Source organism: Bradyrhizobium sp. CCGUVB1N3 (genome assembly GCF_024199925.1).
Taxonomy (GTDB): domain Bacteria; phylum Pseudomonadota; class Alphaproteobacteria; order Rhizobiales; family Xanthobacteraceae; genus Bradyrhizobium.
Window position 1 is genome coordinate 2328028 of sequence record NZ_JANADR010000001.1, and the last position, 13938, is coordinate 2341965.

The 13938-nt window shown below is 65.7% G+C and carries 14 protein-coding genes; 6 read left to right on the forward strand and 8 right to left on the reverse strand.

Annotated features, from left to right (window positions below):
- The first annotated feature begins 8 nt into the window (after positions 1-8).
- A complete protein-coding gene (locus NLM33_RS11100; protein ID WP_254096086.1) occupies positions 9-1457 on the forward strand; it encodes a cobyric acid synthase in 1449 nt (482 codons plus the stop codon).
- A 3-nt stretch (positions 1458-1460) separates the two neighbouring features.
- Here the strand turns inward: NLM33_RS11100 and cobD are convergent, their stop codons facing one another.
- Both cobD and cbiB read right to left on the reverse strand, forming a co-directional pair.
- On the reverse strand, positions 1461-2426 hold the full coding sequence (gene cobD, locus NLM33_RS11105; RefSeq protein ID WP_254096087.1) for a threonine-phosphate decarboxylase CobD: 966 nt from the start codon (positions 2424-2426) through the stop codon (positions 1461-1463).
- Positions 2427-2436: 10 nt separating this feature from the next.
- Positions 2437-3378 (reverse strand): adenosylcobinamide-phosphate synthase CbiB, encoded by a 942-nt coding sequence (gene cbiB, locus NLM33_RS11110; protein WP_254096088.1) that lies wholly within the window; start codon positions 3376-3378, stop codon positions 2437-2439.
- A 125-nt stretch (positions 3379-3503) separates the two neighbouring features.
- Here cbiB and cobU point away from each other — a divergent pair, with 125 nt between their 5' ends.
- The 3 genes from cobU to bluB are packed head-to-tail and all read left to right on the forward strand — an operon-like array spanning position 3504 to position 5423.
- Positions 3504-4007: a bifunctional adenosylcobinamide kinase/adenosylcobinamide-phosphate guanylyltransferase gene (cobU, locus tag NLM33_RS11115; protein ID WP_254096089.1), complete on the forward strand. Its 504-nt coding sequence runs from the start codon at positions 3504-3506 to the stop codon at positions 4005-4007.
- A gap of 4 nt (positions 4008-4011) precedes the next feature.
- The gene (gene cobS, locus NLM33_RS11120) at positions 4012-4791 is read left to right on the forward strand and encodes an adenosylcobinamide-GDP ribazoletransferase (protein ID WP_254096090.1); all 780 of its coding nucleotides are present in this window, start codon (positions 4012-4014) and stop codon (positions 4789-4791) included.
- Positions 4791-5423 carry a 5,6-dimethylbenzimidazole synthase gene (gene bluB, locus NLM33_RS11125; protein ID WP_254096091.1) on the forward strand — a complete coding sequence of 211 codons (633 nt, stop codon included), beginning with the start codon at positions 4791-4793 and terminating at the stop codon, positions 5421-5423. The genes cobS and bluB overlap by 1 nt, the downstream gene beginning before the upstream one ends.
- 9 nt (positions 5424-5432) lie before the next feature.
- Here the strand turns inward: bluB and NLM33_RS11130 are convergent, their stop codons facing one another.
- The 6 genes from NLM33_RS11130 to NLM33_RS11155 are packed head-to-tail and all read right to left on the reverse strand — an operon-like array spanning position 5433 to position 11299.
- Positions 5433-6455: a LacI family DNA-binding transcriptional regulator gene (locus NLM33_RS11130; protein WP_254096092.1), complete on the reverse strand. Its 1023-nt coding sequence runs from the start codon at positions 6453-6455 to the stop codon at positions 5433-5435.
- Positions 6456-6478: 23 nt separating this feature from the next.
- On the reverse strand, positions 6479-7123 hold the full coding sequence (locus tag NLM33_RS11135) for a ThuA domain-containing protein (RefSeq protein WP_254096093.1): 645 nt from the start codon (positions 7121-7123) through the stop codon (positions 6479-6481).
- A gap of 11 nt (positions 7124-7134) precedes the next feature.
- The gene (locus NLM33_RS11140; protein ID WP_254096094.1) at positions 7135-8232 is read right to left on the reverse strand and encodes a Gfo/Idh/MocA family protein; all 1098 of its coding nucleotides are present in this window, start codon (positions 8230-8232) and stop codon (positions 7135-7137) included.
- A 22-nt stretch (positions 8233-8254) separates the two neighbouring features.
- Positions 8255-9103 (reverse strand): carbohydrate ABC transporter permease, encoded by an 849-nt coding sequence (locus NLM33_RS11145; protein WP_254096095.1) that lies wholly within the window; start codon positions 9101-9103, stop codon positions 8255-8257.
- Entirely contained in the window at positions 9096-10037 is a 942-nt protein-coding gene (locus NLM33_RS11150; RefSeq protein ID WP_254096096.1) for a carbohydrate ABC transporter permease, read from the reverse strand. Before NLM33_RS11150 ends, NLM33_RS11145 begins: the two co-directional genes overlap by 8 nt.
- Before the next feature lie 2 nt (positions 10038-10039).
- Positions 10040-11299, reverse strand: coding sequence for an extracellular solute-binding protein (locus tag NLM33_RS11155; protein WP_254096097.1), 1260 nt, complete (start codon positions 11297-11299; stop codon positions 10040-10042).
- 180 nt (positions 11300-11479) lie between these two features.
- Here NLM33_RS11155 and NLM33_RS11160 point away from each other — a divergent pair, with 180 nt between their 5' ends.
- Both NLM33_RS11160 and NLM33_RS11165 read left to right on the forward strand, forming a co-directional pair.
- Positions 11480-12238, forward strand: a complete 759-nt coding sequence (locus NLM33_RS11160) for an SDR family NAD(P)-dependent oxidoreductase (protein ID WP_254096098.1) — start codon at positions 11480-11482, stop codon at positions 12236-12238.
- 39 nt (positions 12239-12277) lie between these two features.
- A complete protein-coding gene (locus NLM33_RS11165; protein ID WP_254096099.1) occupies positions 12278-13936 on the forward strand; it encodes a glycoside hydrolase family 3 protein in 1659 nt (552 codons plus the stop codon).
- Positions 13937-13938 lie beyond the last annotated feature (2 nt).

Consider the following 13938-nt stretch of genomic DNA (forward strand, 5'->3'; position numbering starts at 1 on the left):
CTTTCGCGATGGCGCGCGCATTGATGATTCAGGGAGCGGGCTCGGACGTGGGCAAATCGCTCATCGTCGCGGGCCTTGCGCGCGCCGCAAAGCGCCGCGGCCTGCGCGTGCTCCCCTTCAAGCCGCAGAACATGTCGAACAACGCGGCCGTCACCGTCGATGGCGGCGAGATCGGCCGCGCCCAAGCCTTGCAGGCGCTCGCCGCCGGCGTCGAGCCGCACACCGACATGAATCCGGTGCTGCTGAAACCCGAGACCGATGTCGGCGCGCAGGTCATTGTGCAGGGCAAGCGCATCGCCACCGCGCGCGCCCGCGACTACGCGGCAATGAAACCTTCGCTGATGGGCGCGGTGCTCGAGAGTTTTGAGCGGCTGAAGGCGCGCGCCGACCTCGTTCTGGTCGAAGGCGCCGGCAGCCCGGCGGAAGTCAATTTGCGCAAGGCCGACATCGCCAATATGGGTTTTGCCCGCAAGGCCGATGTTCCCGTCGTGCTGGTCGGCGACATCGACCGCGGCGGCGTCATCGCGCAGCTCGTCGGCATCAAGACCGTGATCGACCCTGATGATGCCGCGATGATCCAGGGGTTCGTCATCAACAAGTTCCGCGGCGATCCCACGCTGTTCGATGATGGCTACCGGCTGATCCAGGACAAGACATCCTGGCGCGGCTTTGGCGTGCTGCCCTGGTTCGCGCGCGCCGGCGAATTGCCGGCCGAGGATGCACTGGGACTGGGCGACGCGCGAAAGCCGGGCCGATGCAAGATCGCGTTTCTGGCGCTCTCGCGGATCGCCAATTTCGACGATCTCGACCCGCTCAAGCTCGAGCCAAACGTTGACCTCGTGATGGTCCGCCCGGGCGAGGCGATCCCCGGCGATGTCCAGCTCGTCATCATCCCCGGTTCGAAATCGACGCGCGGCGACCTCGCCTACTTGCGTGCGCAGGGCTGGGACATCGATCTCCTCGCGCATCACCGTCGCGGCGGTCACGTGCTGGGTGTCTGCGGCGGCTACCAGATGCTCGGCCGCAGCGTGGACGATCCCGAGGGCATCGAGGGCCCGGCCGGAGAGACAGCCGGCCTCGGCCTTCTCGATGTGACGACGGTGATGTCGCCGCAAAAAACGCTCACCCGCGTCACGGCGCGCCACGCCGGGACTAGCGAAGCAATCGACGCCTACGAAATTCACATCGGCCGCACCGATGGGCCGGATCGCGCGCGTCCCTTCGCGATGCTCGACGGCGCGCCGGAAGGCGCGATCTCCGGCGATGGACGCGTGCACGGCAGCTATCTGCACGGCCTGTTCACGTCGGACGGATTCCGCAAGGCCTTCCTCGCGCAGCTCGACATTCCCGCGACAGACCAGCCGTACGGCGCCAGGGTCGAGAGCGTGCTCGACGCACTCGCCGATCACATCGAGACCCATCTCGACGTCGAAGGTCTGCTCGCGCTGGCGCGCTGAGCGTCAGCGCGCCAGCGCCGATGCAAGGCGCGACCATTCCGCCTCATCGCCCGGCAAACCCAGGCGCAGCCAGCCCGGCTGCGCGCTGAAGACGCGCGACCAGATATTACTGCGCGCGAGCCTGTCCTGTGCAGCAAGCGCATCACCGACATCGTAGAGCCGGAACAGCGGCGTGCCGCCGACCAGCCGCCAGCCCCGCGATGTCGCCGCCGTATCGAGTCGTACGCAGTCGCATTCGAGCCGCGATGTCGTCGTCCTGGCCCATTCGCGATCGAGCAGCGCGCGCCGGCCAACGGCGATTGCAGCACCCGAAACCGGCCACGGCCCTGCCATCGCCGAGAGCGTCGCAATGTCCGCTTCCGCGCCGAGCACGAAGCCGAGCCGCAAGCCGGCCAGCCCATAGAACTTGCCGAACGAGCGCAGGATCAGAAGACCGCCCCGCCCCGCCTCTCGCGCGAGCGACAGCTCAGGCAGCGCATCGACGAAGCTTTCGTCGATCACGAGGCGGCCAACGCGCGGCAGCAGTGCGAGGAGGTCAGCTCGCTCGTGGCGCCGGCCGTCGGGATTGTTGGGATTGACGACGACGGCAAGATCGGCGCCCGCGAGCGCGTCGAGACTGGAGACCTGGGCAAGGTCCCAGCCTGCGGCGGACAACACCCCGCCATATTCGTTGTAGGTCGGCGCGAGAATGCGCGCCCGGCCCTTGCGCGACAGACTCGGCAGACACTGGATCGCCGCCTGCGCGCCGGCCATGGCGAGCAGCGGCGCTTGCGTTGCATAGGCCTGCCGCGCGGCCTCGCGCAGCGCTTCAATCTCGGACTGCGACGGTAGCGCCCGAAGGGCATGCTGTTCGATCTCGCCCACCGGATAGGGTTGCCGGTTGATGCCGGTCGACAGATCGATCCAGTCCTCCAAGCGGCCGCCGAACCGCTGCACTGCTGCATCGAGATTGCCACCATGCTCGCGCATCGCTGCCTCGCTAGACCAACGCCAATGCTGCGAGCAAGCCGCCGAGCAGCAGCATCGCGCGAATATAGAGCCGCAATCCCTGGCGGATATCAGCGGCGAGCGGATCGCGCGCGCCCCCGTTCAGCCAGGGCTCGTCGGTCACGGCACCATGATAGCTGCGTGGCCCGCTCAGGCGCACGCCGAGCGCACCGGCCATTGCCGCTTCCGGCCAGCCGGCATTGGGAGAGCGATGGCGATTTGCATCCCGCAACATGCCGGACAGGGCCACTGAGGGACGCGTTGTCACCAGCGCGAACAACAGGCCCGTCAGCCGCGCCGGGATGAAGTTGGCAACGTCGTCGATGCGCGCGGCCGCCCAGCCGAACCAGAGATGACGTTCGGAGCGATGGCCGATCATGGAATCCAGCGTATTGATCGCCTTGTAGCCGAAGATACCGGGCAGGCCGAGCAGCGCGCCCCAAAACACCGGCGCCACGATGCCGTCGGACGCATTCTCCGCGAGGCTCTCGAGCGCCGCGCGCGAAATCCCGGCCTCGTCGAGCGACGCGGGATCGCGGCCGACAATCTGTGCCACTGCCATCCGCGCCGCATTCAAGTCGCCCGACTGCAGGGGTTGTGCGACGGCGGCGACGTGATCATGGAGCGAACGCAGCGCGACCAACGGCCAGGCAAGAATCCCAAGCAGGACAGCGCGGCTCCATCCGGGAACGAGCCAGCTCTGCACGACCCAGCCGATGCCGGCACACAGCACGATCACCAGGAGCGCGGCGGCAACGCCGGCCCTGCGCCGCGTTTCGGGTGCATCAACGGTCCTGTTCCAGTTGCAATCGAGCAGAGCAATCAGCCTGCCGATCCAGGTCACGGGATGGCCGATGCGCGCGAACATGGCGCCGGGCCACCCCCAGATGGCGTCCACCGTCATCGCTACCGCCATCGCGCCGGCAAAGCCCACGTCACATCTCCTTCTCACCTGCCCTGATGCGCAAGAATTGGGGCACAGCGCAAGCCCCTGCCCGCCGATTTCGGCTTTGTCTTTGCGCCCGATTGGTGGTTAGTGCGGGTCAGAACGGAGATTTCATGGCGGTTGTCCTGATCACGGGAGGAGCGAGGTCCGGGAAAAGCCGGCGCGCCGAGGCGCGCGCCCGCAGCTTTCCCGGCCGGCCCGTCTACATCGCGACCGCGGAGGCGCTCGATGCGGAAATGGCGGAGCGGATCGCGCGCCACCGCGCCCGCCGCGGCGACGACTGGATCGAGCGCGAGACGCCGCTCGATCTCGTGGCCGCGCTCGATGCGAGCGACGGCGGCGGCGCACGGCTCGTCGACTGCCTGACGCTGTGGCTCTCCAACCTGCTCCATGCCGGACGCGACTGGTCGAACGAGTCGGCGCTGCTCGCTGCCGCACTTCGCAGGCAACAGAGCCCGGTAATCCTCGTGACCAACGAGGTCGGCCTCGGCATCGTGCCGGACAATGCGCTGGCGCGCAGTTTTCGCGATGCCGCTGGTCTGCTGAACCAGGCCATTGCCGAAGTCGCCGACGAGGTCGAGTTCGTGGTTTCGGGCCTGCCGATGAAGGTCAAGTGACGCCATGGCCAACCGTACACAGCTTACGGCCATCGTCACGGATCTGCGGATCGGCCTGTCGCTGGCCACGATACTTCCGCTCGGCCCGTCGACGCCGGTCGGCGACGGCGACATTGCGCGCGCGGGCTGGACACTGCCGCTCGCGGGATTGCTGATCGGTCTTCTCGGTGCCGCCGTGTACGCGATCGCACATGTGCTCGGCGTGACGCCCGGTCCCGCCGCGATGCTGGCGCTTGCGAGCACGATCATCATCACCGGCGCGCTGCACGAGGACGGCCTCGCCGACGCCGCCGACGGTCTCGGTGGTAGCACGCGCGCGCGAAAACTCGAGATCATGCGTGACAGCCACATCGGCAGTTTTGGCGTGTGCGCGCTCATTGTCTCGCTGACACTGCGCTGGAGCGCGCTTGCCGCCATCGCCGCGCCGCGCTCGGCCCTGATCGCGCTTCTGCTTGCGCATGTCGCCGCGCGCGCGGGCCTGCCGCTGTTCATGGCGCTGGTGCCGCCGGCGCGGTCGGATGGATTATCCGCCGGCGCCGGCCGGCCGGCCGGGCCGAACGCCGCCATTGCGCTCGGCCTTGGTGCCATCGTGCTCGTGATCGGCTTTGGGCCGGGCAAGGCGATCCTGGCCGTGATCTTCCTCGCCTTTCTCGGCCTGCTGATCGCCTGGCTCGCTATCAGGCAACTCGGCGGACAGACCGGTGATATACTCGGTGCTTACGAGCAGGTCGCCGAGACCGCCATCCTGCTGATGGCCGCCTCGCTGTTTCACGCGGCCGCCTGATGGTCTCATTCGACGACGATTTCCGCCGGCAATTGCGCGAGCTCTTCGTCTGGCGGCGCGACGTGCGGCGCTTCCGCAGAGATCCGCTGCCCGAGGGCACGCTGGAGCGGCTGATCGACATCGCATGCCTGTCGCCATCGGTCGGGCTCAGCCAACCCTGGCGTTTCGTGATTGTCGAAGATCCAGCGCGGCGTCGCGGGATCATCGACGACTTCAAGCTCTGCAATGCCGATGCGCTCAAAGCCTATTCCGGCGAGCGTGCCGCGCGCTATGCCACGCTCAAGCTCGCCGGCCTCGAAGAGGCGCCCGGGCATCTGGCGGTATTCGTGGAAAGAGCCTGCGAGACCGGACACGGCCTCGGGCGCGCGACGATGCCGGAGACGCTCGACTATTCGGTCGTCGCGGCGATCGTCTCGGCCTGGCTCGCCGCGCGTGCGGACGGCATCGGGATCGGCTGGGTTTCGATCCTCAATCCGCTCCGCATGCGCGAGATTCTCGACGTGCCGGAGACCTGGAAATTCATCGGCTATCTCTGCGTCGGCTATCCCGAGGCCGAGTTCGATCGGCCCGAACTGGAGCGCGCCGATTGGGAACACCGGCGGACCCCGGCGGACGTCACGATCCGGCGCTGACGTGCCCGGTCACGGCAGATTATCCCGCAGGAAGATATCGATGCGGATGCGCTCCTGATCGGCACTGATCGGCTCGCCCGAGCAATGCGCGAGCAGGAGCCGTGCGGCAGAGCGCGCCTCGTGGCCGGGATCCTGGTTGATAATCGCATCGATGGTGCCGCGCACCAGAAAGCGCCGCGTGACCTGGGTGAGCTCGTGGGCGATCCAGACCACATCGCGGGCACGGCCCGAGGCTTCCAGCGCCTCGGCGATGCCACGATTGCCCGCGCCGCAGGAGTAGATGCCGAGCAGACCGGACCGTCGCGACAAGAGCTCTGCAGTGAGTACGCGCGTGCGCTCGCTGTCGTCGCGCCCCTCCAGCACCGGCAGCACGACCAGATCAGGATATTCGCTCGTCAGAATCTGGTTGAAACCAAACTGTCGCTCGGTGTGATCGCGCAGCGACAGCGAGCCGGCGATGACGGCGATGCTGCCTTTGCGTCCGGAGAGGAAACGTCCCATCAGGGTTGCAGCCGTGCGACCCGCGGCCGGATTGTCGATACCGACATAGTGCAGGCGCCGCGCGCTCGGCGCGTCCGAAACCAGCGTCACCACGGCGACGCCGCGGGCCGCGAGATCGTCGATCGCCGCGCGCACCCGCGGATGATCGAGCGCGATGACGGCGACACCGTGATAGGCAGGCGACAGCTCTTCCAGGGTGCGGGCCAGCACGTCCGGATCGAACACGTCGACGTGCAGGATATCGATGAATCCGCGCTGGCTGGCGAGCCATTCGGCCGTGCGCTGTACCTGCTCGGTCAAATTGGTCATGAAGCTGTTGCTGCCGGTCGGCAGCACGAAGGCGAAGCGGAACGTCTGACCGCGGGCGAGCCGCGCCGCGGCGACATCCGCGCGGTAGCCGAGCTTTGCGACCGCCGCCTCCACGCGCGCCACCGTCTTGGCACGCACGCCTTCGCGACGGTTGACGACGCGATCGACCGTTGCGAGCGACACTCCGGCCATGCGCGCGACGTCTTCCAGCGTCGCACGCATGGCCGGATGTATCTCGCCGCCCGTCATCCGCGCGCGGCCCAGAGCATGCCGCGAATCATCATCGTCTTGATCTCGGGCACGTCGAGTTCATAGGCACGGTGGCCGAGCGAGGAATAGAACACCCTGCCCTCGCCGTAGCGTTTCTTCCAGACCACCGGCATCACCACGCCCTCGATCCAGGGCGCGTGCGCGCCGGAAAAGGTCGTCGTGGCCAGCACCTCGTTGGCAGGGTCGACATGCATGTAATACTGCTCGGATCGATGCTCAAAGCTCTTCAGGCCCTTCATGATGGGGTCATCCGGCTTCGTCAAGTCGACCCGGTAGTCGATGATGTTGCCGGGATGGGCAACCCACTGGCCGCCGCAGAGGAATTGATAATCGACCGATTCCCGGAAGGCGTCGCACATGCCGCCATGGTGGCCCGCGAGCCCGACGCCACCGCGCACGGCCGCGCAGAGGTTGAGCGCCTCCGGCTTCTCGATCTTCGACATGGTGTAGATCGGAATGATCAGCGAGAGATCGTGGATCGCGGGATCGGCGAACGCGGCCGTCGTGGTCTCGATGCGGACCTCGAAGCCTTCCTGCTTCAGCCAGCCTCGTATCATCGAGGCGCAGAGATCAGGATCGTGCCCCGGCCAGCCACCCCATACAATCATTGCCTTGCGCATTGTCATGATCCTCAGTCGATCTGTCCGGTCTCGCGCCCGGCCGGCATCATCGCCGGCCGCTCGACGCGGCTCTCGATTTTGACGCGGCGCCCCTCGTCGGCGGAGGTCTGGAACGCTTCCATCACCTCCAACACGTGGAAGGCGAGCGCGCCGCTGGCGCGGTGCGGCCGGTCAGTGACGATGGCGGTCGCCATATCGGCAACGCCGATCGAGCGGAATTCGCCTTCGACATGACCGTGGGTCAGCGGCACGGTCTCCCACTCGCCGCCTGTCTTCGCCACCTGCACCTCGCCGCCGAAGCGGTTGGGATCGGGGACCAGCATGCTGCCCTTGTCGCCATAGATCTCGATCGGCGCATGCCGGTGCTTCGGCACATCGAAGCTCATGGCGATCGAGACCACCGCGCCGCTTTCGAATTCCAGCGTGCCGGCCACGTGGGTTGCGACCTCGACCGGGATCATCTGGCCGTTCATCGGCTGGCTGGTCACGAGGCGTTCGGATTTCGGCCGCGCGGTCGAGCCCATCACGCTCGCGACGGGGCCAAGGAGCTGCACGAGGTCGGTGATATAATACGGCCCCATGTCCAGCATCGGCCCGCCGCCGCGCAAGTAATAGAAGCCCGGTGCCGGATGCCAGCGTTCGTGGCCAGGGCACATGAAGAACGCGCTGCCCGCAACCGGCGTGCCGATGGCGCCGTCGTCGATCAGCTTGCGCGCGGTCTGATGGCCGCCGCCGAGGAAGGTGTCCGGCGCGCAGCCGACGCGCAGGTTCTTCTGTGCGGCGAGATCCATCACCTTCCGCGCTTCGGCCACATTGACGCCGAGCGGCTTTTCGGAATGGACATGCTTGCCCGCGTTCAGCACCGCGAGGCTGACGTCGGTGTGGGCGAGCGGCACCGAGAGATTGATCACGATCTCGACGTCGTCGCGCCTGAGCAACTGGTCGACGCGCATTGCCGGCAGGCCGAACTCGGCCCCCCGTTTTTCCGCCGCATCGCTGCGCATGTCGGCGAGCGCGCGGACGTCGAGGACCGGGAAGCGCTGCGCCGCCTTGAGATAGGCGGTGCTGATATTGCCGCAACCGATGATGCCGATGCCGACTTTTCTCATTCTTGTCTCCGTGAGGTGTCGTTCATCCCTTGACTGCGCCTGCGGTGAGCCCGGCGACGATGTGCTTCTGCGCCAAGAGGAAGAGGATGATCGTCGGCAGGATGGTCAGGGTGATGAAGGCGAGGATCAGGTGCCATTCCGACGAATATTCGCCTTGGTAGACCATGATGCCGAGCGGCCATGGATACAGCGCATCGGTGTTCAGCATCACGAGCGGCAACAGATAGGCGTTCCAGCTATTGACGAAGGTGATGGTGCCGACGGTGGCCAGGATCGGCCGCGACAGCGGCAGCGTCACGTAGCGGAAGAATTTGATGTAGCTGCAACCGTCGACCAGCGCGGCCTCGAGCAGCTCGTAGGGGATGTCCTTGAAAAAGCGCCTGAACAGCAGGATGCTCATGGCGAGGCTGAAGGCGACCTGCGGCAGCACGACGCCGAGATAGGTATCGAGCAGCCCGAGATCGCGCACCTTGATGAACAGCGGCAGCACGGCGGTTGCGGCCGGAAACAACAGTCCCAGCGTCAAATAGCTCAGCAGCATCGAGCTGCCGAAGAACCGGATGTGGGCGAAGGTGAATGCCGCCATCGATGCGACGATCAGGGTCAGCGTCACCGTCAGCGTCGAGATGATGAGTGAATTGCGCAAGAGCTGCCAGTAGCGCTGCGAGAACAGGATGTCGGCGTAGTTCTGCCATTCCCAGTGCCGCGGCAGGCCGAACGGATTGACGCGCAATTCGCCGAGCGTCTTGAAGCCGCCGAGCAGGGTCGCAAGCAGCGGCACCGCGACGAAGATCGCGACGAGGCCGAGGAACAGCGCCTTGTACAGCACGGCAGGATCGAACGGCGCGCGGGTGATCTCGACATTACTCATCGCGCATGAACCACCGTTTGTAGGTGAAGGCGAAGGTGACGCAAGTCATGAACAGGATGACGCCGATGGCGCTGCCATAGCCGACCCGCATGCGCGAGATGCCGTTGTTGTAGAGGAAGCTCACCATCGTATTCGACGAATCCGCCGGCCCCCCGCGCGTCAATGGCATCACCAGGTCGAACAGTTGCAGCGACCCTATGATGGCGAAGAACACCGAGAGGCGGATGGTCGGATAGAGCAGCGGGATCACGACGTGGCGCAGCGTCTGCGAGCGCGTTGCGCCGTCGATGCGCGCCGCCTCGATCAGGCTCTTGTCGAGGCTCTGCAGCGCGGCGATGAACAGCATCATGTGGAAGCCAAAATACTTCCAGACGATCACGATCAGCACCGCCAGCATCGCGGTGTCGGTCGAGGCCAGCAGATGCGGGGCTTCGCTACCGAAGGCACGCCAGATCGAGGCGACGAGGCCGTAGTCGCCGTCATAAACGAACGAGAAGATCATCCCGGTCGCGATCTCGGCGAGGATGTAAGGCATGAAAAACAGCATGCGCAGCGCGACCGCGCCGCGGAAGCGGTCGGCGAGCATGAGCGCCAGCGACAGCGCCAGCGGCAACTGGACGAGCAGCGAGACCGCGATGATCAGGCCGTTGTTGCGCAGCGCGAGCCAGAAGGCGCGCGTCTGGAGCACGAAGCGGTAATTGTCGAGCCCGATCCAGTTGGTCGGCCGGCCAAAACCGTTCCAGTTGAAGGCGGAATACCAGGCCGCCTCCCCGATCGGCAGCACGACGAACAGGGTGAACAGCAGCAGCGCCGGCGGCAGGAACAGCACGAGCACGGTGAGCCGGCCGTCCCAGCTCGGACCACGCACCGCGATTGGCGCAATCGCGGGCGCGACGGCGTCCACGGCGGGCGATGTCGCGATCCGCCGCGCCACCGTCAGTTACCCTGCTTCCAGGCCGCCTCGATCGCTTTGGCCGCGTCCTGCGGGCTCATGCTGCCGCCTGCAATCTCCGCCGTGACGTCGTTGACGACGCGACCGACGGAGGGGCCGAGGCTCTGGTCATAGAAGTTCTGGTGGTAGTTCGATTTCGCGAGATTGTCCGCGATGCGCTTCATGAAGGCGTTGTTGAGCCCGCTCTCGGCGCCCTTCACCACGGGAATGATATAGTTGCCGGCCGCAAGGCGCGTCTGCACGTCCTTGGAGACGAAGAATTTGAGGAAGTCGACCGCCTCCTTCGGCGAGCCCTTGGTGACGAGCCAGCCGGTGATGCCGCCGAGCGTATCTGATGGCGCGCCCTTGCCACCGGGCACCACCGGGAAATCGAACCAGCCGATCTTGTCCTCGCCGAGACCCACCTTGTCGGCGGCAAGCGCGCGCTGGAGGTGATAGACGCTGCTGATGGCAAGCGTCATCGCCGCCTTGCCATCGCCGAAATAGCCCACGGCCTGCGGATTCTTGAAGCCGAGGAAGCCATTCTGGAACGGCTGGAGGTCCACGAGCTGCTTGAACAGCTCGCCGGATTTCTGGAACGTTTCGCCGGCAAAGCCGCCGTTCTCGCCGCGCAGCGCGGCATCGAAGGCCGGCTTTCCGCCGATCCGCACCGCAAGGTGCGTCCAGTAAAAATGTAACGGCCATTTGTCGGCGCCGCCGACGACGATCGGCGTCACGCCCGCGGCTTTCAGTGCCTTCACTGCCGCGAGCAGATCGTCCCAGGTCTTGATGGAGGCGGGATCGACATTGGCCTTCGCCATCAGTTCCTTGTTGAAGAGGAAGCCGACCTGCGACAGCGCCGTCGGCAGGCCGTAGACGTGGCCATCCCTGCTGAAGGCGGCAAGTGCCGCCGGCGTCAGCGTGTCGGAATAGCCCTTCACCTGGTCGGTAATGTCGTCAAGGACGTCGGCTTCGATCTGCGCCTTCAACACGCCGCCCGCCCAGCTATAGATGATGTTGGGCCGGTCCTTGGACTGGAGAATGGTCGGAAGCTTCGCCTTGTACGCCTCGTTCTCGAGGAACTGCATCTCGATCTTCACGCCGGGATGCGAGGCCTCATAGCTGCGGGCGACCTCCTCCCAGATCTTGACCTGCGCGGGATTGACCTCGATGTGGAGCCATTTCACCGTGGTGTCGGCCGTGGCCGCGCCCTGCGCGAGCAGCCATGCGGCAACGGCGAGTCCCAGCCTGCTGAGCAGCCTCATCACCATTCCTCCCGACCATGTTCTGGTCTTGCTTATGTCGTTGGGGCAATGCTGCCTTCATTTTTTGAGGTACGCAACTAAAATTCTGATCTATGCACCTCACCGGCCGTGTGGCTAAGGTCCTGACGAGTCGTTTTTGCCGGGCGAGCGTTGCCCGGACACCAGTGCCGGGAGGACATCATGGCCGCCATTTATCCGGACCTTGCAGGCAAGGTCGTTCTCGTCACGGGCGGCGCGTCCGGCATTGGCGAAGCGATCGTGCGGCGCTTTGCCCAGCAAAAATCCGTCGTCGTGTTCTTCGATATCAAGGCGGATGACGGGGCGCGGCTGGCGCGCGAGCTGGCGGACCAGGGCTTAGCTGCGCATTTTGGGCACGTCGACCTCACCGATATCGCGGCCTTGCGCGCCGGTGTCGCTGAGGCCCGCAAGGCGCACGGCCCGATCAACATTCTCGTCAACAACGCAGCGCATGACGAGCGGCATCCGACCGAGGAAGTGACGCCGGAATATTGGGACGACCGCATCGCCGTGAACCTGAAGCATCAGTTCTTCGCGGCACAGGCGGTCCTGCCGGACATGAAGGCGGCCAGTGCCGGCGCCATCATCAATTTCGGCTCGGTCTCCTGGATGGCCGGACAAGGCGGCATGGCCGCCTACACCGCCAGCAAGTCCGGCGTGATCGGCCTCACCCGCTCGCTGGCGCGTGACTACGGCCCCTACAACATCCGCGTCAACGCGATCGCACCCGGCTGGATCATGACCGAGCGCCAGGTCACGAAATGGCTGACGCCGGAAGGCGTGGAAGAGCTGATGCAGCGCCAGTGTTTGAAGCGCAAGCTGATGCCGGACGAGATCGCGAAGGTCACGCTGTTCCTTGCCTCCGACGAGGCTTCAGCCTGCACGTCGCAGCATTACGTCGTGGATGGTGGGTGGGTCTGATCGGGCGATCCGCCCTGCCGAGGACGGGAGAACCCGCACATGGATACGTCCTTTCTTTCTCGTGCGCCCTTTGGTCTCGATGCGCGCGCCATCGCGTGGGTCGAGACCACCTATCGCGCGCTGACCCTGCAAGACAGAGTGGCTCAGCTTTTCAATCTTCTGTCGCGCGCAACCGATCCCGATGAGCTCGACAGGCTTGCACGATTGCGGCCGGGCGGAATCACGCGGTACTTCGGTCCCGATGGCGAGGCCGAGCGCGCGCGACTGACGGCCGCGCAGAAGGCAGCACCGGTCCCGCTCCTGGTCAGCGCCGATCTCGAGGGCTCGCGCATGAGCCTGCCTTTCGGCACCCAGGTGCCGAACCCACTCGCGCTTGCCGCCATCGACGACCCCGCGGTGACCGCCGACATTTCGCGCATCATTGCCGAGGAAGCGGCCTCCATCGGCGTGAACTGGTCGTTCGCGCCGGTGATCGACATCAATCATGCGTTTCGCAGCTCGATCGTCGGCACGCGCAGTTTCGGCGCGGACATGGAGACCGTCCGCCGCCACGCGGTGACGCATATCGAGACCCTGCAACGCCACGGGGTCGCCGCGACCGCCAAGCATTGGCCCGGCGAAGGCTACGACGACCGCGACCAGCATCTGCTCACCACGATCAATCCGCTCTCCATGGAGCAGTGGGAGGCGACGTTCGGCAGGCTCTACCGCTCTGCGATCGACGCCGGCGTCCTCTCGATCATGTCCGCGCATATTGCGCTGCCGGCGTTCGTCAGGAGCCAGCTATCCGATCCGGGCGTCGAGGCTTTCCGGCCAGCATCCATCAGCAGCCTTCTCAATGTCGAGCTGCTTCGCCACAGGCTCGGCTTCAACGGCCTGATCGTCTCCGATGCCAGCGAGATGGCCGGCCTCACCTCCTGGTGCCGCATCCGCGCGGCCAAGTCGCAGATCATCGCCGGGGGGTGCGACATGATCCTGTTCTCGCGCGCGCCGGAGGAAGACATGGCGGAGGTGCACGCGGCTGTCGAGGATGGCCGCCTGCCAGCCGAACGGTTCGAGGACGCGGTGCTGCGTGTCCTGGCGCTGAAGGCGGCGCTTGGTCTCCACGAGCTGCCAACCATTCGGTCGACCGGAGCGATTGCGCGGGCTACCGACAAGGTCATCGCCGACGCGGCCTTGCGGCGGGCGCCGACCCTGGTCAAGGACACGCTGGGGCTCCTGCCCATCAGTCCGCGGCGGCATCGGCGCGTGCTGGTGATATCCGGCGGAATCATCAGTCCGCTTCATGACTCACCGCACGAATTCAGCCTGCCGGATATGCTGACCAGGGAGGGATTCGAGGTCACGCTTCACACCCAGCAGCCCGCGATCGATCCGGCCAGTTTCGATCTCGTCCTCTATCTCTTGGGAGAAGAGACCCTGCTGACGCGCGGGCGCATTTTCCTCGATTGGGCACGGCTTGGCGGCGATTTCGTCGGTGCGATGCGGCGCTATTGGCACGACATTCCGACCGTCATGATCTCCTTCGGCTATCCCTATCACCTCTATGACGCGCCCCGCGTGCCCGTCTATGTCAACGCCTATTGCACGATCGACGAGATGCAGGCCGCCGTCGTCGACCTCTTGATGGGACGACATCCCTGGAATCGGAACAGCCCGGTTGATCCCTTCTGCGGTCTGGAGGACGCGAAGTACTGACC

What these genes read in the sequence shown, in the direction of transcription:
- NLM33_RS11145 (WP_254096095.1), bottom strand. Translation starts at nt 9,103, where the DNA reads ATGAGTAATGTCGAGATCACCCGCGCGCCGTTCGATCCTGCCGTGCTG.
- NLM33_RS11140 (WP_254096094.1), bottom strand. Translation starts at nt 8,232, where the DNA reads ATGAGAAAAGTCGGCATCGGCATCATCGGTTGCGGCAATATCAGCACC.
- cobS (WP_254096090.1), top strand. Translation starts at nt 4,012, where the DNA reads ATGGCCAACCGTACACAGCTTACGGCCATCGTCACGGATCTGCGGATC.
- cobU (WP_254096089.1), top strand. Translation starts at nt 3,504, where the DNA reads ATGGCGGTTGTCCTGATCACGGGAGGAGCGAGGTCCGGGAAAAGCCGG.
- NLM33_RS11130 (WP_254096092.1), bottom strand. Translation starts at nt 6,455, where the DNA reads ATGCGTGCGACGCTGGAAGACGTCGCGCGCATGGCCGGAGTGTCGCTC.
- NLM33_RS11165 (WP_254096099.1), top strand. Translation starts at nt 12,278, where the DNA reads ATGGATACGTCCTTTCTTTCTCGTGCGCCCTTTGGTCTCGATGCGCGC.
- NLM33_RS11160 (WP_254096098.1), top strand. Translation starts at nt 11,480, where the DNA reads ATGGCCGCCATTTATCCGGACCTTGCAGGCAAGGTCGTTCTCGTCACG.
- NLM33_RS11135 (WP_254096093.1), bottom strand. Translation starts at nt 7,123, where the DNA reads ATGCGCAAGGCAATGATTGTATGGGGTGGCTGGCCGGGGCACGATCCT.
- bluB (WP_254096091.1), top strand. Translation starts at nt 4,791, where the DNA reads ATGGTCTCATTCGACGACGATTTCCGCCGGCAATTGCGCGAGCTCTTC.
- NLM33_RS11100 (WP_254096086.1), top strand. Translation starts at nt 9, where the DNA reads ATGGCGCGCGCATTGATGATTCAGGGAGCGGGCTCGGACGTGGGCAAA.
- cobD (WP_254096087.1), bottom strand. Translation starts at nt 2,426, where the DNA reads ATGCGCGAGCATGGTGGCAATCTCGATGCAGCAGTGCAGCGGTTCGGC.
- NLM33_RS11155 (WP_254096097.1), bottom strand. Translation starts at nt 11,299, where the DNA reads ATGAGGCTGCTCAGCAGGCTGGGACTCGCCGTTGCCGCATGGCTGCTC.